A 20,769-nucleotide genomic window follows, 5' to 3' on the forward strand; every position below is an offset into this window, starting at 1 on the left:
TCAGGTCGCCTGCTTGCGCAGCAAGGCCGCCGCGGAGCCGAGCATGACCGGGATAGCGATCGCGATCGGCAGGAACGCCGACCACAGGTCCTCGAAGCCGAGCGCCTTCGAGAAGGCGCCGCGCGAGATCGTCATGAAGTAGGCCGTCGGGTAGATCTGCCCGATGAACGCGCCGAAGCCCTGCAGCGACGAGACGGGATCGGTCATCCCCGAATACTGCGTCGCGGGGATGAGCGTCAGCAGGGCGGTGCCGAAGATGGCCGCGATCTGGCTGCTCATGAAGCTGGAAATCAGGAGCCCGAAGCCCGTCGCGAAGGTCACGTAGAGCAGCGCGGCCGCCGTGAACGCGACGAAGCTGCCGGTGAACGGCACGCCGAAGCCGAAGATGGCGAAGACGCTCAGAAGACCGAAATTCAGCATGGCGAGCGCCACATAGGGCAGCTGCTTGCCGAGCAGGAACTCCAATCCCGTCACCGGCGTCACGTAGAAATTGATGATCGAGCCCAGCTCCTTTTCGCGCACCACGCTGAGAGCGCTCAGCATGGCCGGAATCATGAGCAACAGCAGCGGGATCACCGCCGGAACCATGGCGATGATGGAGCGGACGTCCGGATTGTAGCGGTACCGGACCGCAAGCTGATAGGCGCTCGCGGCGGCCGAGGACCCGTACAGCTGGCGCGCCTTCTCGGCGAGCCAGCTCGCATGCATCCCCTCGACATAGCCGCGCACGGTCTCGGCGCGCGCCGGCATCGCCCCGTCGATCCAGGCGCCGAGCTGCACGTTCCGTCCACGCGCGATGTCCCGGGCGAAGTTCGGCGGAATCTCGAGCGCGAAACTGAGCGCGCCGTCGCGCATCCGCCGGTCGAGATCGGCGTAATCGCGCAAGGGCTCCTGCTCGATGAAGTAGCGCGACCCTGAAATCTGCTGCGCGTAGTCGCGGCTGACCGTCGTGTCGTCGCGGTCGAGCACGGCGAAGGAGAGGTTTTCGACGTCCATATTGATGCCGTAGCCGATGACGAACATCAGCAGCAGGCTGCCAAGTGTGGCGAGCGCGGCCCGGATCGGATCGCGCCGCAGCTCGAGCGCTTCGCGCTGGCTGTACGCCAGCATGCGCCGAAGGCTGAAAAACCCACGAGCGGGGGTTGGCCGTTCGCCTTCACGCTCCCTGGCCGCGACCGGGGCGGACGCGCCGGCCTGCGTCTCCCGGCCGGTGCCGATCGCCTCCTCGAGATAGGCGATGAACGCGTCCTCCAGCGAGGCCGCGTCGCGGCTGCGCACGATCTCGGCGGGCGAGGCGGTCACGAGCACCTTGCCGGCGTGCATCAGCGAGATGCGGTCGCAGAGCTCCGCCTCGTTCATGAAATGCGTCGACACGAAGATCGTGACGCCGTCCTTGCGCGACAGATCGGCGAGGATTCTCCAGAAGTCGTCGCGGGCGATCGGATCCACGCCCGAGGTGGGCTCGTCCAGAATGAGGATCTCGGGCGCGTGGATCATGGCGACCGCGAGCGACAGGCGCTGCCTTACGCCGAGCGGCAGAGCCTCGGGCAACGACTCCAGGACGCCATCGAGATGGAAGCGCCGCGCCATCTCCGCGATCCGGTTCGGAATGGCGCCGGGGTCGAGGCGGAACAGCCGCGCGTGAAGGTCGAGGTTCTGCCGGACCGTCAGCTCGCCGTAGAGCGAAAAGGCCTGGCTCATATAGCCGACGCGGCGCCGCACGTTCATGTCCCGCGGATCGACCTCCCGGCCGAACAGCTGGGCCACGCCCTCGCTCGCGGGCAGGAGGCCGGTCAGCATTTTCATGGTGGTGGACTTGCCGCAGCCGTTGGAGCCGAGAAAGCCGAAGATCTCGCCGCGAGGGATGCGGAAACTGACCCGGTCCACCGCCGTGAAGTCGCCGAAGCGCATGGTGAGGCCTTCGGCGGCGATGGCGATCTCCTGTTCGCCGCCTGCGCGCGGCGGAATGACCACCTCTTCGTGCCCGCCGCGCTTTTCTTCCGGCAGGAGCGCGATGAAGGCCGCGTCCAGGGTCGGAGCCGAGGCGCGCGCCCTCACCTCGGCCGGCGAGCCGGTGGCGAGGATGCGCCCGTCATCCATCGCGACGAGGAAATCGAACCGCTCGGCCTCCTCCATATAGGCCGTCGCCACGACGACGCTCATGCCCGGGCGGTCGCGGCTTATGTCGTCGATGAGCTCCCAGAACTGCCGGCGTGACAGCGGATCGACGCCCGTCGTGGGTTCGTCGAGGATGAGCAGGTCCGGATCGTGGATCAGCGCGCAGCACAGTCCGAGCTTCTGCTTCATGCCGCCCGACAGCTTGGCGGCGGGCCGATCCGCGAAGCCTTCGAGTCCCGTGCGGGACAGCAGGCGGGCGATGCGGAACTCCCGCTCCCGGCGGTCGTGGCCGAACAGACGGCCGAAGAAATCGACGTTCTCGAAGACCGAGAGCGTGGGGTAGAGGTTCTTGCCCAGTCCCTGCGGCATGTAGGCGATGCGCGGACATGTCCGCCGCCGATGGCCCGCGTCGGACATGTCTCCGCCGAGCGCCTCCACGACGCCGCGCTGGACGGCCCGGGCTCCGGCGATCAGGGACAAAAGGCTCGACTTGCCCACGCCGTCGGGGCCGATCAGCCCGACCATGACGCCCGTCGGAAGATCGAGCGAGACCGCGTCGAGCGCGCGAGTCGCGCCATAGGACAGCGTGACGTCCCGGAGACGGACGACCGGCGTCTGCGCGGTCATTCCGGCACGACGCCCTTCAGGGATTGGGGCCATGCGGCGTCGCTCGCGAGCTTCACATAGGCGACGCCCGGCAGTCCGGTCTTGACCTGGGTGATGTGCTTCTTGAGGAGCTCGGTCGGGATCTTCGCCTTGACCCGGAACATGAGCTTCTGACGCTCTTCCTGCGTCTCGACGGTCTTCGGCGTGAACTGGGCGACGTCCGCCACATAGGTGACGCGCGCAGGAATGAGGTACTGGGGGGCCGCGTCGAGCACGAGCCGCACCTCGGCCCCGAGCGCCACCCGGCCGGCCTGGGCGGTCGGCAGGAAGAAGGTCATGTAGACGTCGCCGAGGTCGACGAGGTTCAGCACCCGCCCCCCGGCCGCCAGAACCTCGCCCGGCTGCGCCACGCGGTATTGCACCCGTCCGTCGCGCGGCGAGACGAGCGTGCTGTCGACGAGATCGGCGTCGATGCTTTCGATCGCGGCCTGCGCCGCGTCCACGGCCGCGGCGGCGTCCACCACCTGCGCTTCGGCCGCCCCGATGGCGGCGTCGGAGGCCGCCTGTTGGGCCTTCGCGGCGCCGACCGCAGCCGTCGCGCCGCGCTCCGTCGCGCGGTCGTTGTCGAGCACCTGAAGGGACACGTCATTGGTCTTCGCGAGCTGCTCGGACCGCGCGAGCTTGCGCGTCGCGGCGTCGAGCTCCGCCTCGCGCTGCGCGACGACGGCCTCGGCCGCGGTTCTTTCCGCCTTCCGCTGGGTCACGAGGCTCTGCGCCGTGGAGATCCCGATCGTGGCGCGCTTGAGCTGCGCCTCGGCCTGGCGCCGCTGCGCCGCGAGCTGCTGCGTGTCCATGCGCGCGAGCGGCTGTCCCGAGGTCACGAAATCCCCCTCGTCCACGAGGATGTCGCGGATGCGGCCGGCCGTCTTGGCGGCGACGTCGATCTCGACCGCCTCGATGCGTCCGTTGCCGTGGGCGACGCCGTCCGCGTCGCCCGTGTCGGCGAGCTTCGTCCAGGCGAAATAGCCCCCGGCGGCGGCGGCGAGCAGCGCCGCGACGGCGAGCGACTTGGCGATGGGGCTCATGCCTCGCCCCGCGCCCCGTCCGCGCGCACGCCGCCGTTGCGTTCAGCGACGAGACTGGGATTTTTTCCCGACGTCGTCTCCGCGCCGCCTGCGACGTCGATCGTCGGTCCAAGCGCCTGAACGCGCCTGACCCCGCATCTGAGTGAATCCTTGAAAATCGACATCTTTGCGGCCATCCAAACGAGATTGTCGCTCCATCATTAAGCTGAGACTGTCAGATCCGACGGGGCGACGAATTGATCCATGTCAACACCAGTTGACTGGCTGCGTAGGATAAACTCCCCGCATCGAACGGCTGTGACGAAGTCGGACATTGAACAGAACAGCGCTCACCATGACAGAGCACTCGCCGGCGCGGGAGCGCGTCCTTGCGGCTGCGATCAGCCTGTTCTCGCGGTCGTCGTTCGACGAGACGAGCCTGCGGGACATCGCCGCGAGGGCGCAGGTCGACGTCGCCTATGTCCACCGCTGCTACGGCTCGAAGGAGAAGCTTTTCGCCCGCGCGCTGAACGTCTCCATGCGGCCCGGCCGGGTTTTCGAGACGGACGAGGGCGACATCGCGAAGGCTTTTGCCCGCGACGTCTTCTCCACCGCGCCGGCGCCGTCCGCGGAGGCCAGGTTTTCCGATATCGGCCTTCGCTCGCTCTCCAGCGCCGCCGCGCGCGTCGTCCTGAAGGAGATGATCGCGGCGGACCTCGTGGCGCCTCTGGCCGACCGGATGAGCAACCGCAGCGAGTTGCGGGCCGTCCTGCTCGTGGCGGCGGTCGCGGGCATCAGGCTGTTCCGGGACGTTCTGGAGTTCGAGGCGCTTCAGGAGGGTCCCGGAGGGCAGCTCGAAGCGGCGGTCGAAGACCTTCTCCGGCACATCATGCGTCCGGCGCCCGCGCCGGTCCCGAATTCGAAAGGCTGCGCGGCATGAACGCGTCCAAGGGCTTCCCCTGGTCCAAGGTGCAAAGCGAGCCCGGAGACGGGCCGCTCGGCGGCGAGGCTTTCGCCGCGATCGATCGCATGACGCAGGCGCTCGCCGCGCGCATGACGGGCGGGGTCTCCCCGGCGGCCTGCGCGCTCGCTCTGTTCGACTGGTCGGTTCATCTCGCCGGCGCGCCGGGCAAGCAGGCGGAACTGGTCGACAAGGCGGCCCGCAAGGCGGCGCGGTTCTGGCTCCACGCCTTCGCCGCCTCCATGGGCGACAACGCTCCGCCCTGCATCGAGCCGCTTCCGGGCGATCATCGCTTCGACGCGGAGGGCTGGCGCCGGCCGCCCTACGACCTGCTCGCACAGGCGTTTCTGCTCAACCAGCAATGGTGGCACAATGTGACGCGCGAGGTCCCCGGCGTCGCGCCGCACCATGAAGAGGTCGTCGCCTTCGCCGCCCGGCAGGCGCTCGACGTCTTCTCGCCGTCCAACGCGCCCTTCACCAACCCGGAGGTCGCGGCGAAAGCGCTCGAGACAGGCGGGATGAATTTCGCCCAGGGGGTCCGGAACTGGGTCGAGGACGTGAGCCGGCTTGCGACCAAGCAGCCGCCCGTCGGGGCCGAGAACTTCGAGGTCGGACGAAACGTCGCCGTCACCCCCGGGCGGGTGGTCTACCGCAACGAGCTGATCGAGCTGATCCAGTACGCCCCGCAGACCGAAGCGGTCGCGGCCGAGCCGGTGCTGGTCGTGCCCGCCTGGATCATGAAGTATTACATTCTCGATCTCTCTCCCGGAAACTCGCTGATCCGCAATCTTGTCGCGGACGGCCGCACCGTCTTCTGCATTTCATGGCGGAACCCCACCGAGAAAGACCGCGATCTGACGCTCGACGATTATCGTCGACACGGCGTCATGGCTGCGCTCGAGGCCATCGGCGCGATCGTTCCCGGCGCGAAGATTCACGCGGCGGGCTACTGCCTCGGCGGCACGCTGCTGTCGATCGCCGCCGCCGCCATGGCGCGGGCGGGCGACGCCCGTCTGGCCTCGGTCACGCTGCTCGCCGCGCAGACCGACTTCACGGAGCCGGGCGAACTCGCGCTGTTCATCGACCACAGCCAGCTCCGCTTCATCGAGAGCATGATGTGGAACCGCGGCTATCTCTCGGCCGACCAGATGGCGGGCGCCTTCCAGCTGCTGCGCTCGAACGACCTCGTGTGGTCGCGGCTCGTGCACGACTATCTGATGGGCGAGCGCACGCCCATGATCGACCTGATGGCGTGGAACGCGGATTCGACGCGCATGCCCTACCGCATGCACGCCGAGTATCTGCGCCGGCTCTATCTCGACAATGAACTCGCGGCCGGGCGGTTCATGGTCGACGGGCGGCCGGCCGCCCTGCAGAACATCCGCGCGCCGCTCTTCACGGTGGGCACGGAGCGGGATCACGTCGCGCCCTGGCGGTCGGTCTACAAGATCCACTACCTCAGCGATTCCGACGTCACTTTCGTGCTCACCAGCGGCGGCCATAACGCCGGCATCGTGAGCGAACCCGGCCATGCCGGCCGCCGGTTTCGGGTCGCGCTCAAGCGCGCCGCCGATCCATGCCTCGGACCGGACGAATGGGTCGCGGCGGCGACCCTGAAGGACGGATCCTGGTGGAGCGAGTGGTTCGGCTGGCTCGAACGCCACTCGACTCCGGAACGCGCGGCGCCGCCGACGATAGGCGCGCCCGCGAAGGGATACGCGCCCCTCGAGGATGCGCCCGGCTCCTATGTGCGGGACCGGTGAAGCCACGATGAGCGAAGCGTTGTTGAAGAACAGGACCTTCGGGGAGCTCGCGATCGGAGAGACGGCGTCGCTCGTGCGCCTCGTCGGACGCGACGACATCGAGCTGTTCGCCGCCGTGTCCGGCGACGAGAATCCCGCCCATCTCGACGCCGCCTTCGCGGCGACCGACCTGTTCGGCCACATCGTGGCCCACGGCATGTGGACCGCAGCTCTCGTGTCCGCCGTGCTCGGCACGAAGCTGCCGGGACCGGGCACGATCTATCTCGGTCAGGACATCCGTTTCCGTCGCCCCGTCGCGCCGGGCGACACCATCACGGTCACGGCGACGGTGCGCGAGAAGCGTCCGGACAAGCGGATCGTCGTGCTGGACACCACGGCGACCAACCAGAAGGGCGAGGAGGTGCTCACGGGCAGCGCGACCGTCATCGCGCCGGAACACACGATCGAGTGGGCGCGGACGAAGCTGCCCGAGGTCAAGCTTCGCAGGCACGACCGCTACGAGCGCTTCGTCGCGGAAGCCCGCGGCCTTCCGCGGATCCGGGCCGCGATCGTGCATCCCTGCTCGCCTGAGGCCGTCATCGCCGCCATCGAGATCCGCGACGAGAACCTGTTCGAGCCGGTGCTGATCGGTCCTGAGAGAAAGATTCGGGCTGCGGCCGAAGCGGCGGGCGCCTCGCTCGAGGGGATCGAGATCCAATCGGTCGAACACAGCCACGCCGCGGCGGCGCGCGCGGTCGAGCTCGCGGTCTCCGGCGCGGTTTCGGCGCTGATGAAAGGCAGCCTGCACACCGACGAGCTGCTCGGCGCCGTGGTCGTCGCCGGCTCCGGGCTGCGCACCGCGCGCAGGATCAGCCACGTCTACGCGCTGGACGTGCCGGCCTACGCCAAGCCGCTCGTCGTCACCGACGCCGCCATCAACATCCGGCCGACGCTCGAGCACAAGCGCGACATCTGTCAGAACGCCGTGGACATGATGCGGCTTCTTGGGGTCGACACGCCGAAGGTCGCCGTGCTGGCGGCGGTCGAGACCGTCAGCGCGAGCATGCCGTCGACGCTCGACGCCGCGGCGTTGACCGTGATGGCCGCCCGCGGCCAGATCACCGGCGCGCAGGTCGACGGCCCGCTCGCCTTCGACAACGCGATCAGCCTCGACGCCGCCCGGACCAAGGGCATCGTCTCGCCCGTCGCCGGACAGGCCGACATATTGCTGGTGCCGGACCTCGAAGCCGGCAACATGCTGGCGAAGCAGTTGATCTACTTCGCCGGGGCGGACGCCGCCGGGCTGGTGCTCGGAGCGCGGGTTCCGATCGTCCTGACCAGCCGGTCGGACTCTCTGCGCACGCGAGTGGCGTCCTCGGCGCTGGCGAAGCTGGTCGCGGCCCGTCGGGATCTGGCGGGGGCGATGCCGCGATGAACGGCCGCCATTCATCGCCGAGGGGCGTCAAGGGATCGCCCGACGGGGGCGATCGGCGGGGCATGGGGGCCGCTCGACGCCCCGTCACCTGGGAGAGCCGTCGATGCTCGGTTGGTTCGTAAGACTGTCGCTGGCCCTCGCCAGCTGGGTCACGGCGCTTTTCGTCGCCAGAGACGCCGTGAATTTCGGCGTGGTGAACGTCTTCGTCGCCATATTCCTGTTGGCGTTGGGCGTCGGCCTCGTCGCGTTCTGGCCGATGATCCGTGAAGCCGGGCGAACGGCCTATCAGGCCTTCTTTCGAAGGCCCTGACGTTCTTCCGTCATCCAGGCGGCCGAACTGGCGCGGGGCGGCCCCCCCGCGCTCAGTGCGACATGAACAGGCAGGCGCGGCTCGACTCCAGCAGGTCGCGCGTCGCGCCGCCGAAGAACCATTCGCGCATGCGGCTGTGGCCGTAGGCTCCGGAGACGATCAGATCGGCGCCGACGTCGCCTGCGAGATCGAGGATCTGGTCGGCGACCGTGCCCGTCTCGCCGGATTGGATCGACGGCCGGCACCGCACCTGATGGCGGGTCAGCCAGGCGCAGACGTCGTCGACGCTCTCGTCGCGCAGCGACTGGGTCGTCGTCATGACGAGCACCTCGTTCGCTCTCTTCAGCAACGGCAGCGCGTCGCGCACGGCGCGTCGCGCCTCCCGCGAGTCCTTCCACGCCACGACCACCTTGTGGCCGTGGAGATAGTCCTTCTCGGGCGGCACGATGAGCACCGGACGGCCGCATTCCATCGCCACCAGCCCCGGCCGCACGCCGAGGTTGGGATCGACGTCGTCATAGGTCGCGACCCGCCCGAGAACCAGGAGGTCGGCGGCTCGCGCCTGCCGGATCACGAACTCGTCGGGCTGAGCCAGACCGCAACGCCATTCGACGTCGTTCCTGTCGCCCACCACCGACTCGAACGTCCTCCTGGCGGCGGCGACGTCGTCGCTCGCGCGCTTGCGCTCCTCGTCCGCCACCTCTTCCGAGAGGTTGGGAAGGCCGTCGCTGTAGATCGGCATCAGGATCTGCTCGGCCGCGACCCCGATGAAATGCGCTCCGTTCTGCTCGGCGATCGCCAAGGCCAGGCGTCCTCGGGCTTCCGCCCATGGGCCCAGATCGAAATGCGCCATCACCGTCGCGAAGCCGTCGCCATGAGTCATCGTCGTGCTCCTCGTTCATTCCGATGGTGGGAATTGGCTCGTCCCCGGGCGTTGGCGACCGGGGCTTGCCGTCAGGGACCAAACCTGAATGCGCCGGGATCAGCGTTCAAGCGTGTGGAGATAGGCGAGCAGATCGCCGATCTGCGCCCGGTCGAGCTGAAACTGAGGCATCGACGGGTGACCGGTCACGATCCCCTCGGCCAGCGCCTCCCCGAGCGAATCGACCGGGTATCTCTCGTGCAGGCGCCGAAACGGCGGAGCCATGGGCAAAGGGCTCGCGCCGCTTGCGCCGATGGCGTGGCACATCGCGCAATTGGCGCGGGCGAAGACGAGCCCCCGCTGCTCCCTCGGCTCCAGAGCGAGCGCGGAGGTGACGACGGCGCTCCAGGCGGTGACGATCGCCGCAGCCCCGATCAGGAAGATCACGCGCTTCATGACATCCATCCGCTTCGGCCCGCGCGAGGCGACGGGCTGTTCGGCCCGCCGCATATCACCCTGATCCGCCACCTCAGCGCGCCATCAGCACGGGCGCCGGGCAGGCCTTGAGGACGGCCTGCGTGACGCCGCCCAACAGCCACTCGCGGAGCGGCGAGTGCACGAAGGCGCCCATGACGATCATGTCGGCGCGATACAGGGACGACTGCTCGCACAGCCGCGAGGCCACGTCGCCGCCCGCCGGCAGGTCTTTCGCCGTGACGTTGACGCCATGGCGGACCAGCGAGACCGCGAGATCGGCTCCGGCCGCGCTGTGAGACAGATCCTTCTCGCCGACATAGGAGACGATCTCGACCTCCGACGCCGCGCGCAGGAACGGCAGGGCCGACGCCACCGCCCGCGACGCCGGGGCGCTGCCGTCCCAGGCGATGAGAATCCGCCTGGCCTGGAAGGCGTCGTGGCCTTTCGGAACGAGGATCGTCGAACGACCGCCCTCAAACAGCACCGCCCGCAACAGGCCGCCGTCGACCGTCAGCACGCTCGGATCGGCGTCGAGCACCGCGACGTCGTTGACTCGGGCATGCGCGATGGCGCGGTCCTTGAGCTCCGCGTAGCTCAGCTGGGTCGCGTCCGTGTCGCAGATCACGCCCGCCATCGCGGAATCGGCGCGCGACTGCTCGGCGATGTGGGCGGTCAGTTCGCGCAGGCGTCGGTTTTCGCTCGCGACCAGCCCCGCCACCAGCGCGGAGCCGCGCCCGCTCGGGAGATCGAGCCGCACCGATCCCGCCTGCACCGTCACATGGGCCTCCGCGGCCTGCGCGAGCGACAGTCCGTATGCGAGCGCCGAGGACCGCGACCCCTCCCCTTCCTCGTGAAAGACGACCAGCACGTTCTTGACGTTCAGCAATTGCGGCATCGGTCCCTCCATCTCATTGCAGGAAGTCTCGTTCTTTAGCGACGCCGCCGCATTGACCGTAATCAATCCCCCAGCGTCAGGGAACCAGAACCGCGGCGCCATGGACGCGGCCGTCACGCAAATCGTCGAGAGCCTCGTTGGCGCGCTCGAGCGGATAGGCCGTCGTATGGGTCTTCACCCCGGCCCTTGGAGCGATCTCGAGAAACTCGATCGCGTCCCGTCGCGTCAGGTTGGCCACCGAAAGGATCGAGCGTTCCTCCCAGAGCAGACGGTATGGAAAGGCGGGGACGTCGCTCATGTGGATGCCCGCGCAGACCACGCGGCCGCCTTTCCGCACCGCGCGGAGCGCCAGAGGCACCAGCGCTCCAACCGGCGCGAAGATGATGGCGGCGTCGAGCTCGACCGGAGGCCTCGCCTCGGACGATCCGGTCCAGCTCGCCCCGAGCGAGCGCGCGAGCTCTTGAGCCTCGAGATCGTCGCCGCGCGTGAAGGCGTGGACGCTGCGGCCCTGCCAGCGACAGACCTGCGCGATGATGTGCGCCGCCGCGCCGAATCCGTAGAGGCCGATCGCCGAGCCCTCGCCCGCCATCTTCAGCGATCGCCATCCGATCAGCCCCGCGCACAGCAGCGGCGCGGTCGCCACCGGGTCGTCGAAGCCCGTGAGCGGGAACGCGAACTCCGCGCGGGCCAGCACGTGGGTGGCGTAGCCGCCGTCGCGCGTGTAGCCGAGGAACTCAGGCGCGTCGCAGAGATTTTCACGCCCGGCCGCGCAATAGGGGCAGTGGCCGCAGGTCCCGCCCAGCCAGGGCAGACCCACGCGCTGGCCGGCGCGCAACGTGTCGACCCCGTCGCCGACCGTCTCCACGACGCCGACGACCTCGTGCCCGGGCACGATCGGCCGCTTCAGATCAGGCAGGTCTCCGTCGACGACGTGAAGATCCGTCCGGCAGACGCCGCAGGCCTCGACGCGCACAACGACCTCCCCGGCTCCCGCGACAGGGACGGCGCGCCGTTCAAGCTCCAGCCGGCCGCCAGGGGCCCGAAGGACCATCGCTTTCATCGACTCATCTCCGATTGAGCGCCGTCCGTCGTGGCCGCACCCTCGATCGGGTCCGAGGCCATGTCGAGAAGGCTTGATTGACGTCAAGGCGCCGCAAAGCCGAAATGACAATGCTGGCGGCATGCGAGCGCAGCAGGAGAGCGAGAATGACGACGTTCGAGAATCGTGAGCGGGCGGAGGAAGCGAGATTCGTTCAGGCTGAAGACGCGGCGTTTCGCGCGAGAGCGAAGCGCAACCGTCTGATCGCCCTGTGGGCGGCGGAGCGCCTCGGCAAGTCCGGCGAAGAGGCCAGGCTGTATGCGGGCGACGTCCTCACGGCGGATTTCAAGGAACCCGGCGACCAGGACGTGATCGTCAAGCTTCAGCAGGATTTCGAGGCCGCCGGCGCGCCGCTCACCGAGCAGGACATCCGCACGAAATGGAACGAACTGATCGCGGCCGCCGAGCCGCCGAGCGCCGATCCGCGCTGAGGGACGTCTCCGACGCCGGCGGCTGGCCCGCCGGCGTCGGAGACTCTAATTGCTCAGGCTGTCCCCGTTCGGATCGAAGTCGAACACGCGGGCGACCTGGAAACTCCGCGAACCGGCGCCGTCACGGAGCGTCACATATTCGCCGGGCGTCAACCGATGGGTGTCGAGCCGGTAACCGACCTCATCGTCGTCGGACCGATCCGGATCGAAGTCGAAACACCAGCTTGCGCCGTCGGCGCCGCCGGCGCGGTGTTTGAGCAGGCCCATGCGCGGCGTCTCCCCCGGCGAGAACCGCACCACCCGGCAATGCGTGCGCTCGACCCGCCAGAGCGGCAGATTGAACCGCCCGTCGCCGTCCAGCGGCGCGATGAAATCATAGCCGCGCTGCGGGCTGCCGAACGGGAACTCAGGAGAGCGCGCCGCCAGAAGCAGCACCCGCTGGAGCTTGGACGGGGTTTCCTCGGGCGAGACGCGGATGGGGCTCGATGCGGTCATGGCGGCGCTCCGACGCGGGCGGGATCAGGCTGTGACGGGGATGTTCTCGAAGGGCGCGAGACAGTCGGTCGCGTCGCGCAGCACGGCGTCCTGCTCGCGTTCGAAATTTCCGAACGACCGCGCCGCGAACCGCGCCTGCGCGGTCGTGATCTCGAGCGCCAAGGCGTTGAGGGTCATGGCCTCGCGCAGAGCCCACGCGGCCGCGTCGTGAAACAGACCCCAAGGCAAGGCGACCAGGAAGCCGTTCATCGTGACCGCCATCGCGCCGGCGTCTTGGAAGGCTGAGCGCTGGCGCTCCCAGTCTTCGAGGTCGAATGCGGGCATCACCATGTCGGGGCCTCCCTTTGAGAGCGGTATGATGGCCGTGAATGGCGAGGGCGGCGTTGAGATGGATCAACCCGAGATCAGCGCTCCGCCGGACGGCCTCGCGCAGCGAAGCCCCGCGCCAGGGCCGACGCCAGGCCGGGAAGGAGCGCGGCGAGCAGCCCGGACAACTCGACGAGCGCGGGCGGCGCGGCCACCCGGAGCATGGCGCTGACCTGCGGGACGTAGAGCGCGCACGCCATGAAAAGCGCCGTGGCCGCGACCACGAGGAAGAAGGGCAGCCTCTGCCGCTGGAACACGGGCTCGCCGAATCGGGCGATCCCGCCATAGGCCAAAGCGAGGTTCGCCGTAATCAGCATCGAGAGCAGCAGGCCGCGCGCCTGGTCCTCGTGGAGGCCGAGCCGCAGCGCCGCGACGAAGCCTGCGAGCGTGACGGCCAGCACCAGCGCGCCCTCGAGGAGGCCCGCGAGGATCTCGCGGCGGCCGAACAGCGACCGCGTCGGGGATCGCGGCGGTCGCCGCATCGAATCGCGGCGCTCCGGCTCGGCCTCGAAGGCGACCGAGCACACCGGGTCGACGATGAGCTCCATCAGGACCACGTGCATCGGGAAGAACGCCAGCGGCAGGCCGAACAGCAGCGGCAGCAGGGACAGGCCGGCGACGGGCACGTGGATCGCCGTCACATAGATCATCGCGCGCCTCAGATTGTCGGCGATGCGCCGGCCGAGCCGGACCCCGCCGACGATCGAGGCGAAGCTGTCGTCCAGCAGGACGATATCCGCGGCCTCGCGCGCCACGTCGGTGCCCCGCTGCCCCATCGCCACCCCGATGTGGGCGGCGCGCAGCGCGGGCGCGTCGTTGACGCCGTCCCCGGTCATGGCGACGATTTCGCCCTGCGCCTTCAGGGACGCGACCAGCGAGAGCTTCTGGTCGGGGGTCAAACGCGCATAGACGGAGGTCGCGACGGTCCGGGCGGCGAGTTCGCCCGCGGGTATCGCCGCAAGCTCCGCCCCGGTCATGACCCCGGGCCCGACGGGAATACCGACCTGGCGCGCGATCGCTTCCGCGGTCGCGGCGGAGTCGCCCGTCATCATCACGACGCGGATGCCGGCGTCCTGGCAGAGCGCGACCGCGGCGGGCGCCTCGGGCCGCACCGGATCGTCGAAGCCGAGCAGGCCCACGAACGTGAAGTCCAGCCCGTCGAGGTCGTCAGGCGCGGCGACCCCGCGGCCGCTCCGCGCCTCAGCGACGCCGAGGACCCTCAGCCCACGCTTCGCCATCAGCGCCGCCACGCGATTGGCCGCGATCCGCCGCTCCGGCGGGAGGCTGCAGAGCGCGGCGATGGTCTCCGGAGCGCCCTTGGCGGCGACCAGCAAGCCGCCCTCGGCGTCCGTCCAGGCCTGCGCGAAGGCCAGGCGGTCGGCGCGCAACGGATAGGTCTTGGTCAGGCTGAGGCCGTGCGGCGTTCGGGCGATCTCGAGAACCGCGCGATCCATCGGATCGATCGCGGGCGACAGGCAGGCGAGCGCGGCAATCGACAGCGCCGGGTCGACGCTGTCGCGCGCCGCCGCTTCCACGGGGACCGGAACCGGCAGATGCGGCGGCCAGATCTCCGCGATCCGCATCCGGTTCAGGGTGAGCGTGCCGGTCTTGTCGACGCAGAGGACGGAGGTCGAGCCGAGCGCCTCGACCGCGGCCGATCTGCGGGGCAGCACGTTCAGCCGCGACAGCCGCCACGCCCCGACGGCGAGAAAGATCGCGAGCACCATCGGAAACTCCTCCGGCACAAGCGCGATCGAGAGCGTCAACGCCGCGAGCGCTCCGTCGAACCACTCGCCGCGGACCAGTCCGTAGCTCACGGCGACCACGACGCAGAACGCGACCGCCACGACGCCGAGCCTCGTCACCAGACGCCGGGTCTGAGCCTGCAGCGGCGACAACGTCCGTTCGATCGAGGCGAGCGAGGCGCCGATGCGGCCGAGCTGCGTGCGAGCGCCGGTCGCCCCGACCTCGGCGACGCCATGGCCGCCGACGATCATCGATCCGGCGAAAAGGACGGACGAAACCTCGCCGCCGGGCTCTGCAAGCGGGCCGGGCTCCGCCGAGGCGCTTGCGTCGGCGACCTTCGTGACCGGAGCGGACTCGCCCGTCAGGGCCGATTCGTCGGCGCGCAGCGGACCGCCCTCGATCAGGACGGCGTCCGCGGGCGCCCGATCGCCTTCGACGACGACGATCGCGTCTCCGGGAACGAGCTCGCGCGCCGGGATGCGCGTCACGACCCCGTCGCGCAGGGCCCGCGCCATCGGCTCGGCCAGCGTCCGCAGGCTCTCGAGCGCCCGCTCGGACCGGATCTCCTGCGCGACCACCAGACCGATCGACAGCGCGGCGGCGAGCACCATGACGGCGCCCTGAGCCAGATCGCCCACGGCGAGGTAAAGCGCCGCCGCGGCTGCCAGCAGCATGAACATCGGCTCGCGCAGGACGCCGATCACGATCTTCGCGGCGGATCGCGTTCCGCGCGGCTCGTCGTTCGAGCCCAGCTCGCGACGAATGCGATCCGCCTGCGCGGTCGAGAGCCCCGGCAGAGGGCGCGTTCGGGCGGACGCGGCCGGTGCGGGGGGATCGGCGGACGGGGATGTCAAAAGCATGGTCAGCGCCTGTTGATCGCGCGCCACCATGAACCGGCCTGCGTCCGCAGCCTTTGATCCTGATCAGACGGACAGGGTCGTGCGCCTGCCGGAACGGACGGGGCGGGCTAGCGGCCGCGGCACCGGTTCATGCAGTCCTCGAAGAGCGGCGCGACCCGGCTGGCGCAGGTCAGAGCGGTCTCGCCGCGATTCATCGTCTGGGGATCGCATTGCGGCCTCAACAGGGCGCCGCAGGATCGCCGGCACTCCCGCTCGATCTCCGCCGCGCGGGCCGCCTCGCTCCGCGGCTCGGCGCTCGACCAGTCCCCCGGCCGCTCCATGGCCGAAGCCGGCCCGACATGCGGACCAAGAACGACGATCAGGGCGAACGCCAGGCCGCGGACTGCTGCGGAGCCGCCGCGCCGGCGACGCGTCGTGGCGCGCGGGCTGGGCGCGATCTTGGCCACGTCCATCGGGGAAGCGCGCGCCGACGACCTTTTCATCAGAGTTCGTCCCCGGTCGGAAAAGCCGCGAACGGCGGCGGCTGTCGGCTCGCGCGCCGGGCGGAGCGCCCCCGGCAAAGCGGCGGAAGGGCGCCCGCCCCGACATACAGCTTGGGTCCGTGGCCAGTCTACGGCGCAGATCGGCCAGCGGCGGCCCGCGCCGCCCCGGTTCTCGCTCGATCCGGCGGCGGGGGCCCCGGGCCGCCGCGCGGTCGCGGGGCCGGGCGGAAGGACACGCTTCCGCCCGACGCGCTGACGGCCCTGCGGGTTCAGCCCTGGTTGTCGTTCGCGTCCCAGCGGCTGCCGCCGTCGCTCCGCGTCATGAACGAGCCGCGGCCGCGCAGCGCGCCGTCCTCGGAACGCCGGGGCTCCGTCTGGCGGACCCGACGATCGGAGCCGTAGCCCGCCTTGTCCGACGCGGCGGCGGCGCCGTGAGCGTAGGCGAGCTCCGCCGACCCGCCCATATGGTCAGAGTAAGGCGCAGTGTTTGCGAACGCGGCGGCGGGGACGGAAAGCAGGGCGGCGGCGAGAGCTGCACGAATGATCGAGGTCTTCATCGTCTTTCTCCATCGATCTGAATTGATCGTACTGGTAAGACAATCAGGACTTCGATCTATTCCGCGGATCATCCGAAAAAACTGAAAATCGTCCGCGATCAGCTCTGGGTCGGCTGGGCGCTGAGCGCTTTCGCGATCGGGTCCAAGACTTCGGGCGCCACGTCGCCGACGAGGCTGTAGCCCATGCCGCCCGTCGCCCAGGCGTAGCTCGACACGTCGCCGGTCGCCTGCCGCGCGAGCGGGCTGTCCGCCTTCGTCGCCATCGGCCGCGTCAGCATGACGATCCGCGAGCCGCGGTCGTCGTCATACATGAACATGCCCGCCGGACCGTGCGGCGTGGGCACGACGCGCCCTCCCATGAAGCGGTAGCCGGAGGCGGCGAGGTCCGGGGCCGCGACCGGCCGCTTCAGACGGTTCGAGACCCACCGGATCAGCGCGGCGCTGTCCTCGGCCCGGATTTCGACCGGACGGCCATGATCGGAGGCGAAGGTCGCGAAGCTGGCGGAGGCCTCCTGCGCCAAGGCGGCGACCCCGGTGGGCGGGCCTTCGAGCGCGTCGCGGCCGTACCAGCCGCTTCCGACGCCGACCGCCAGCAGCGCGACGCCAGCCGCCATCGATCGCCAGGAGGCGAAGGACGACGGCCGGCGGCGCGCGTCGATCATGCGGGCGATGCTGAGCTCCGGCGGGACCGGCTCCTGCGCGATCGGATCGAGCGCCCGCTTCAGCATCGCGCGCTGCTCGGCGAAGCCGCGCACGCGCGCCGCCACATCCGCATTGTCCGCCAGATAGGCCTCGACCTCAGCCCTGCGGACGCCGTCCAGGGCGCCGTCGACATAGGCGTGGAGATCGTCCTCCGCGATCGGACGGACCGGGCTCATTTCACTCTCCGAAGATGGGGGGACGTCACGGCGGCGCCGGACTCCAGGATCCGCTGCAGTCGCTCGCGACCGCGGGAGAGCCTCGACATGACCGTGCCGATCGGGACGTCGAGCGCTTTTGCGGTCTCGGCATAGCTCAGCCCCTCGACGGAGACGAGCAGGACGACGGCGCGCTGGTCCTCGGACAGTCCCTCGAGCGCCCGGACGACGTCGCGGTGGCGGACGCCGTCCTCCTGGGTCGGCGCATGGGCGACGGCCGCCTCGCCGGCGTCCTCGATCGCGACATGCGCGCCGCGGCGGGCCGACTGCCGCAGGCGGTTGATCGCGAGATTGTGGATGATGGCGAACAGCCACGAGCGGACGTCTCCGTCGGAGCGCCTCTGGCCCCACCGGGTGATCGCCCGCTCGAGGCAATCCTGCACGAGATCGTCGGCCGCGGCCGGCTCGCGCAGCAGCGAGCGGGCGTAGCGGCGCAGAGCCGGGATCAGCGGTTCGACGAGAACGATCATGTCCTGCATGGCGTCAGCGGCTCCGTCCTCCGGACGCGTCTCGATCACTCGATCTGGGACTGGATCGCCGGTCCGCGGTCGTCGGAGGCGATCACGAGATAGCGTCGGCGATCCGGCCCTCCGTCGCCGACGATCTGCCGGATCGGCCCGACCGCATTCACGATCGCCGAGCCGGCCGGGTTCGTCATGAAGGCCGCGAGCGGCTGGCGGTCGCCGCCGCCATCCCGCCGCTCGGCGAGCGCGAGCACATAGCGCTTCTTCGGCTCGAGCCCCGTCACCGCGCCCTGGAGGACCTGGGTGAGGCCCTGGTCGAACAGCGACACGGTGGTCGGCGCCGACGTCTTCGGCCCGGCGCGCCCCGCCGTCGGCCCGAGCCTCAGATGGAACACGTCGCCGGCCGCCGCGAGCGGCTGAAGATTCTGCAGGCCGTCTCCCTCGGGCACGGCGTTCGGCACATAGGCGAGCGCCTGCGGCGCCTGGCCGATCGGCACGGTGGCGACGACCGCGTTCGACGCCGTGTCGATCGCGGCGAGCGCGTCGCCGTTTTCGAGCCCGACATAGATCCGCGACCCGTCGCCCGAGGGCCACAGCCCGTGCGGCAGCGCGCCGACCGGAATGGCCGCGACCTGGCTGAAGTCGTCCGTGCGGAAGACTTTCACCAGATTGAGGCCGCCGACCGTCACATAGGCGAAGGTCCCCTTCTCGGTCGCGGCGAAGTTCACGTGGTTGGTGATCGGCCCGGTGTCGATCGTCTTCAGCATGTTGAAAGGCGGACGGGCGTTGAAGGCCATCGTCCGGCCGACGTCCTTCAGCGTGAGCCAGACCTGGGCCCCGTCGGGAGTCGCCGCGATGTTCGGGCAGAACGGCGAGTCCTGCTTCATGCGGCCGACGATCGTGTGGTCGGCCACCGAGACGACGGCGGTCTCCGGGTTGAAAGACGAGCAGACATAGCCATAGGCGCCGTCCGGCGAGAAGATCGTCATGCCGGGGCCGGCCGCGACCTTGATCCGGGTCTTCTCCTCAAAGGTCGAGCCGTCCAGCACGGAAACGTAGTCCTCGCCGCGCACCGTCACCCAGACCTCCTTGCCGTCCGGCGTGAAGAAGGCCTCGTGCGGCGAACGGCCGACATAGGTGGTGCGGCGCACCGCGTTGGTCGCGGTGTCGATGAACGTCACCGAGTTCGATCCGATCGACACGACGGCGAGCGTCTTCCGGTCGGGCGAAAAACCCATGCCGTGGACGAGAACCTGTCCTTTGTAGAGCGGGCTGAAATTGCCGGGCTGCGGATCGCCGAGCCGGATGACGCCGAGCAGCCTGTTCGACGACGGATCCGTCACCGAGACCGTGTTGGAGAACTGCTCGGCCGCGTAGACGCGGTCGCGGCTGGAGACCGCGACGTCCGGCGCGGACGCCGCGCTCGGCGCCTGCCCGGCCGACGCGGGCGACAGGCCGGAGAGCGCGGAGCCCGCAAGAAGGCCGAGGACGATCAGGCTGCGTGTCATGGCTGGGGTTCTCTCGCGGAGGACATGTCGTGATGGTGATGGGGCGCGGGTTGGGCGGTTCCGGCCGCGGGGGCGGTCGGAGCCGCCTGGGACGCGCCAGGCGGCTCCCCGATCGCAAGCCTCATGGCCGCGATCTCCTGCTGCTGCGTGACGACGATCTCCTGCGCGAGACGCGTGAGGCGCGGGTTCCGGCCATGGCGGAGATAGGCGACCGCCATGTCGATCGCGCCCTGATGGTGAGGCGACATCATCGCCACGAAGTCGCGATCGACGTCGCCGGTCGGCTTGACGGCCATGTCGGCCATCATCCTGTCCATGGCGGCGGCGTTCTCCGCCAGGAACGGCGCCTCGTCGGCCGGTCGCGCGATCGAGCGCCCGTCGCAGCCCGGGCAGTCCGCCTCCTGCGCGAGGGCGGGTCCGACGCACGCGCCGCCGATCGCGGCCGCCATGAGCAGCGCCGGGCCGACGAGCTTCATGGCCGCGCGCCGCCGAGGGCCGGGCCATAGGCGACGCCCGCTTGGGCGGCGAGCGCGGCGGCGCGCAGATGCGAAGGTCTGGGCATCAGGTCCTCCCGGACGACAGGGTCACGGGAGGGAGACGCCGGCGCTCGGCCGGCTATTCCGCTTCGGCCGAATTTTTGTTTCGGATCTAGACGGCCTGACAGAGCGTCGCAGGACGGCGCAGGCGCGGAGGCGCCCCGGACGAATGTGCAGGGCGGCCGAGTTCGCCGAAGCTCTTCATCGGCGCGCGTCGTCGAACGGCGAAGCGCTCGACGCGCTGGTCACACCGTCGCCGGAGAGGAGACCAAGCGCCGTTCGATCTCCGCCGTCGTCATATGGACGAAGTCCTTCGCGATCTCCGCGGTGACGCATTTGCGCGCATCGGGCGTCAGATGGCTCCTGAGGACGCCGAGCTCCCGCGGGGGAGCGACGATCACGAGATCCGGATGGGAATGCTCCCGGAGCAGGTCGTCGAGCCGCTTTGCGACCCTCCCGAGAAATCCAGCCTCCGCCGCGCGATGAAGATCGAGGTCGTCGACCGCGCTTCGCGCTTCGCCGCAGCTCGCATGGACGCGACCAGGCCTGTCGGCCCCGAGGTTCCGGGTGGTCGCGTGCGGCTCGGCGATGGCCTCGACCACGTCAAGGTTGATCAAGTCGGCGTCGCCCAGATTGCGGAAGACAATCGCCTTGGCGCCGTCCGCCACCAGCACCCAGCTCCGCCAGGGGATCATGATACGCGTCATAGTCTCTCTCCTGCGCCAAGGGCGTCCGAAGTCCTCGGCGCATTCCACGACGGCGCGGCTCGCGCATCCTTGATCGACGTCAAAGCGGAGAGGCGCGGATCCGCGGAACCTGCCCGCCGGGCAGCGCCTGT

21 protein-coding genes are annotated in these 20,769 nt (G+C 69.7%); 5 read left to right on the forward strand and 16 right to left on the reverse strand.

Going from position 1 to position 20,769, the window contains the following annotated elements:
* Both rbbA and ACO2RJ_RS12095 read right to left on the reverse strand, forming a co-directional pair.
* Entirely contained in the window at nt 1-2,745 is a 2,745-nt protein-coding gene (rbbA, locus tag ACO2RJ_RS12090) for a ribosome-associated ATPase/putative transporter RbbA (protein WP_423268253.1), read from the reverse strand.
* Entirely contained in the window at nt 2,742-3,809 is a 1,068-nt protein-coding gene (locus ACO2RJ_RS12095; RefSeq protein ID WP_423268254.1) for an HlyD family secretion protein, read from the reverse strand. Before ACO2RJ_RS12095 ends, rbbA begins: the two co-directional genes overlap by 4 nt.
* A gap of 334 nt (nt 3,810-4,143) precedes the next feature.
* On the opposite strand from ACO2RJ_RS12095, the gene ACO2RJ_RS12100 reads away from it, so the two are divergent.
* The 4 genes from ACO2RJ_RS12100 to ACO2RJ_RS12115 all read left to right on the forward strand — a co-directional run bounded on the left by ACO2RJ_RS12100 (nt 4,144) and on the right by ACO2RJ_RS12115 (nt 8,236).
* Complete coding sequence (locus tag ACO2RJ_RS12100) at nt 4,144-4,728, forward strand: TetR family transcriptional regulator (protein WP_423268255.1); 585 nt, start codon at nt 4,144-4,146, stop codon at nt 4,726-4,728.
* Nucleotides 4,725-6,512 (forward strand): PHA/PHB synthase family protein, encoded by a 1,788-nt coding sequence (locus tag ACO2RJ_RS12105; RefSeq protein ID WP_423268256.1) that lies wholly within the window; start codon nt 4,725-4,727, stop codon nt 6,510-6,512. The genes ACO2RJ_RS12100 and ACO2RJ_RS12105 overlap by 4 nt, the downstream gene beginning before the upstream one ends.
* Nucleotides 6,513-6,519: 7 nt before the next feature.
* Nucleotides 6,520-7,926 (forward strand): bifunctional enoyl-CoA hydratase/phosphate acetyltransferase, encoded by a 1,407-nt coding sequence (locus tag ACO2RJ_RS12110; RefSeq protein ID WP_423268257.1) that lies wholly within the window; start codon nt 6,520-6,522, stop codon nt 7,924-7,926.
* Nucleotides 7,927-8,029: 103 nt separating this feature from the next.
* On the forward strand, nt 8,030-8,236 hold the full coding sequence (locus tag ACO2RJ_RS12115; protein WP_423268258.1) for a hypothetical protein: 207 nt from the start codon (nt 8,030-8,032) through the stop codon (nt 8,234-8,236).
* Nucleotides 8,237-8,288: 52 nt separating this feature from the next.
* Here ACO2RJ_RS12115 and ACO2RJ_RS12120 read toward each other — a convergent pair whose 3' ends face one another.
* The 4 genes from ACO2RJ_RS12120 to ACO2RJ_RS12135 form a co-directional block, all read right to left on the reverse strand.
* Nucleotides 8,289-9,119, reverse strand: a complete 831-nt coding sequence (locus ACO2RJ_RS12120; protein WP_423268259.1) for a universal stress protein — start codon at nt 9,117-9,119, stop codon at nt 8,289-8,291.
* A 99-nt stretch (nt 9,120-9,218) separates the two neighbouring features.
* A complete protein-coding gene (locus ACO2RJ_RS12125; protein ID WP_423268260.1) occupies nt 9,219-9,554 on the reverse strand; it encodes a c-type cytochrome in 336 nt (111 codons plus the stop codon).
* A gap of 73 nt (nt 9,555-9,627) precedes the next feature.
* Nucleotides 9,628-10,470 (reverse strand): universal stress protein, encoded by an 843-nt coding sequence (locus ACO2RJ_RS12130; protein ID WP_423268261.1) that lies wholly within the window; start codon nt 10,468-10,470, stop codon nt 9,628-9,630.
* Nucleotides 10,471-10,546: 76 nt separating this feature from the next.
* Entirely contained in the window at nt 10,547-11,530 is a 984-nt protein-coding gene (locus tag ACO2RJ_RS12135) for a zinc-dependent alcohol dehydrogenase family protein (protein ID WP_423268262.1), read from the reverse strand.
* Nucleotides 11,531-11,676: 146 nt separating this feature from the next.
* Here ACO2RJ_RS12135 and ACO2RJ_RS12140 point away from each other — a divergent pair, with 146 nt between their 5' ends.
* Nucleotides 11,677-12,000 (forward strand): DUF1476 domain-containing protein, encoded by a 324-nt coding sequence (locus tag ACO2RJ_RS12140; protein ID WP_423268263.1) that lies wholly within the window; start codon nt 11,677-11,679, stop codon nt 11,998-12,000.
* Between the two features lie 45 nt (nt 12,001-12,045).
* Here ACO2RJ_RS12140 and ACO2RJ_RS12145 read toward each other — a convergent pair whose 3' ends face one another.
* The 10 genes from ACO2RJ_RS12145 to ACO2RJ_RS12190 form a co-directional block, all read right to left on the reverse strand.
* Nucleotides 12,046-12,495, reverse strand: a complete 450-nt coding sequence (locus tag ACO2RJ_RS12145) for a hypothetical protein (RefSeq protein WP_423268264.1) — start codon at nt 12,493-12,495, stop codon at nt 12,046-12,048.
* Between the two features lie 24 nt (nt 12,496-12,519).
* Nucleotides 12,520-12,825 (reverse strand): hypothetical protein, encoded by a 306-nt coding sequence (locus ACO2RJ_RS12150; protein WP_423268265.1) that lies wholly within the window; start codon nt 12,823-12,825, stop codon nt 12,520-12,522.
* Nucleotides 12,826-12,899: 74 nt separating this feature from the next.
* Nucleotides 12,900-15,467 (reverse strand): cation-translocating P-type ATPase, encoded by a 2,568-nt coding sequence (locus tag ACO2RJ_RS12155; protein WP_423268266.1) that lies wholly within the window; start codon nt 15,465-15,467, stop codon nt 12,900-12,902.
* 107 nt (nt 15,468-15,574) lie between these two features.
* Nucleotides 15,575-15,949 carry a hypothetical protein gene (locus ACO2RJ_RS12160; protein WP_423268267.1) on the reverse strand — a complete coding sequence of 125 codons (375 nt, stop codon included), beginning with the start codon at nt 15,947-15,949 and terminating at the stop codon, nt 15,575-15,577.
* Nucleotides 15,950-16,218: 269 nt separating this feature from the next.
* Nucleotides 16,219-16,506, reverse strand: a complete 288-nt coding sequence (locus ACO2RJ_RS12165) for a hypothetical protein (protein ID WP_423268268.1) — start codon at nt 16,504-16,506, stop codon at nt 16,219-16,221.
* 98 nt (nt 16,507-16,604) lie between these two features.
* Nucleotides 16,605-17,384 carry an anti-sigma factor family protein gene (locus ACO2RJ_RS12170; protein ID WP_423268269.1) on the reverse strand — a complete coding sequence of 260 codons (780 nt, stop codon included), beginning with the start codon at nt 17,382-17,384 and terminating at the stop codon, nt 16,605-16,607.
* Nucleotides 17,381-17,941 carry a sigma-70 family RNA polymerase sigma factor gene (locus ACO2RJ_RS12175; RefSeq protein ID WP_423268270.1) on the reverse strand — a complete coding sequence of 187 codons (561 nt, stop codon included), beginning with the start codon at nt 17,939-17,941 and terminating at the stop codon, nt 17,381-17,383. Before ACO2RJ_RS12175 ends, ACO2RJ_RS12170 begins: the two co-directional genes overlap by 4 nt.
* Complete coding sequence (locus ACO2RJ_RS12180; RefSeq protein WP_423268271.1) at nt 17,938-19,395, reverse strand: YncE family protein; 1,458 nt, start codon at nt 19,393-19,395, stop codon at nt 17,938-17,940. Before ACO2RJ_RS12180 ends, ACO2RJ_RS12175 begins: the two co-directional genes overlap by 4 nt.
* Nucleotides 19,392-19,871 carry a DUF305 domain-containing protein gene (locus ACO2RJ_RS12185; RefSeq protein WP_423268272.1) on the reverse strand — a complete coding sequence of 160 codons (480 nt, stop codon included), beginning with the start codon at nt 19,869-19,871 and terminating at the stop codon, nt 19,392-19,394. The genes ACO2RJ_RS12180 and ACO2RJ_RS12185 overlap by 4 nt, the downstream gene beginning before the upstream one ends.
* Before the next feature lie 305 nt (nt 19,872-20,176).
* Nucleotides 20,177-20,638, reverse strand: a complete 462-nt coding sequence (locus tag ACO2RJ_RS12190) for a host attachment protein (protein ID WP_423268273.1) — start codon at nt 20,636-20,638, stop codon at nt 20,177-20,179.
* Nucleotides 20,639-20,769 lie beyond the last annotated feature (131 nt).

Source organism: Hansschlegelia sp. KR7-227 (assembly GCF_049446035.1).
GTDB lineage: Bacteria > Pseudomonadota > Alphaproteobacteria > Rhizobiales > Methylopilaceae > Methylopila.

Excerpts from the sequence above, each read along its gene's own strand:
- rbbA (WP_423268253.1), bottom strand. The coding sequence starts at position 2,745 with ATGACCGCGCAGACGCCGGTCGTCCGTCTCCGGGACGTCACGCTGTCC.
- ACO2RJ_RS12095 (WP_423268254.1), bottom strand. The coding sequence starts at position 3,809 with ATGAGCCCCATCGCCAAGTCGCTCGCCGTCGCGGCGCTGCTCGCCGCC.
- ACO2RJ_RS12100 (WP_423268255.1), top strand. The coding sequence starts at position 4,144 with ATGACAGAGCACTCGCCGGCGCGGGAGCGCGTCCTTGCGGCTGCGATC.
- ACO2RJ_RS12105 (WP_423268256.1), top strand. The coding sequence starts at position 4,725 with ATGAACGCGTCCAAGGGCTTCCCCTGGTCCAAGGTGCAAAGCGAGCCC.
- ACO2RJ_RS12110 (WP_423268257.1), top strand. The coding sequence starts at position 6,520 with ATGAGCGAAGCGTTGTTGAAGAACAGGACCTTCGGGGAGCTCGCGATC.
- ACO2RJ_RS12115 (WP_423268258.1), top strand. The coding sequence starts at position 8,030 with ATGCTCGGTTGGTTCGTAAGACTGTCGCTGGCCCTCGCCAGCTGGGTC.
- ACO2RJ_RS12120 (WP_423268259.1), bottom strand. The coding sequence starts at position 9,119 with ATGACTCATGGCGACGGCTTCGCGACGGTGATGGCGCATTTCGATCTG.
- ACO2RJ_RS12125 (WP_423268260.1), bottom strand. The coding sequence starts at position 9,554 with ATGAAGCGCGTGATCTTCCTGATCGGGGCTGCGGCGATCGTCACCGCC.
- ACO2RJ_RS12130 (WP_423268261.1), bottom strand. The coding sequence starts at position 10,470 with ATGCCGCAATTGCTGAACGTCAAGAACGTGCTGGTCGTCTTTCACGAG.
- ACO2RJ_RS12135 (WP_423268262.1), bottom strand. The coding sequence starts at position 11,530 with ATGAAAGCGATGGTCCTTCGGGCCCCTGGCGGCCGGCTGGAGCTTGAA.
- ACO2RJ_RS12140 (WP_423268263.1), top strand. The coding sequence starts at position 11,677 with ATGACGACGTTCGAGAATCGTGAGCGGGCGGAGGAAGCGAGATTCGTT.
- ACO2RJ_RS12145 (WP_423268264.1), bottom strand. The coding sequence starts at position 12,495 with ATGACCGCATCGAGCCCCATCCGCGTCTCGCCCGAGGAAACCCCGTCC.
- ACO2RJ_RS12150 (WP_423268265.1), bottom strand. The coding sequence starts at position 12,825 with ATGGTGATGCCCGCATTCGACCTCGAAGACTGGGAGCGCCAGCGCTCA.
- ACO2RJ_RS12155 (WP_423268266.1), bottom strand. The coding sequence starts at position 15,467 with ATGCTTTTGACATCCCCGTCCGCCGATCCCCCCGCACCGGCCGCGTCC.
- ACO2RJ_RS12160 (WP_423268267.1), bottom strand. The coding sequence starts at position 15,949 with ATGAAAAGGTCGTCGGCGCGCGCTTCCCCGATGGACGTGGCCAAGATC.
- ACO2RJ_RS12165 (WP_423268268.1), bottom strand. The coding sequence starts at position 16,506 with ATGAAGACCTCGATCATTCGTGCAGCTCTCGCCGCCGCCCTGCTTTCC.
- ACO2RJ_RS12170 (WP_423268269.1), bottom strand. The coding sequence starts at position 17,384 with ATGAGCCCGGTCCGTCCGATCGCGGAGGACGATCTCCACGCCTATGTC.
- ACO2RJ_RS12180 (WP_423268271.1), bottom strand. The coding sequence starts at position 19,395 with ATGACACGCAGCCTGATCGTCCTCGGCCTTCTTGCGGGCTCCGCGCTC.
- ACO2RJ_RS12185 (WP_423268272.1), bottom strand. The coding sequence starts at position 19,871 with ATGAAGCTCGTCGGCCCGGCGCTGCTCATGGCGGCCGCGATCGGCGGC.
- ACO2RJ_RS12190 (WP_423268273.1), bottom strand. The coding sequence starts at position 20,638 with ATGACGCGTATCATGATCCCCTGGCGGAGCTGGGTGCTGGTGGCGGAC.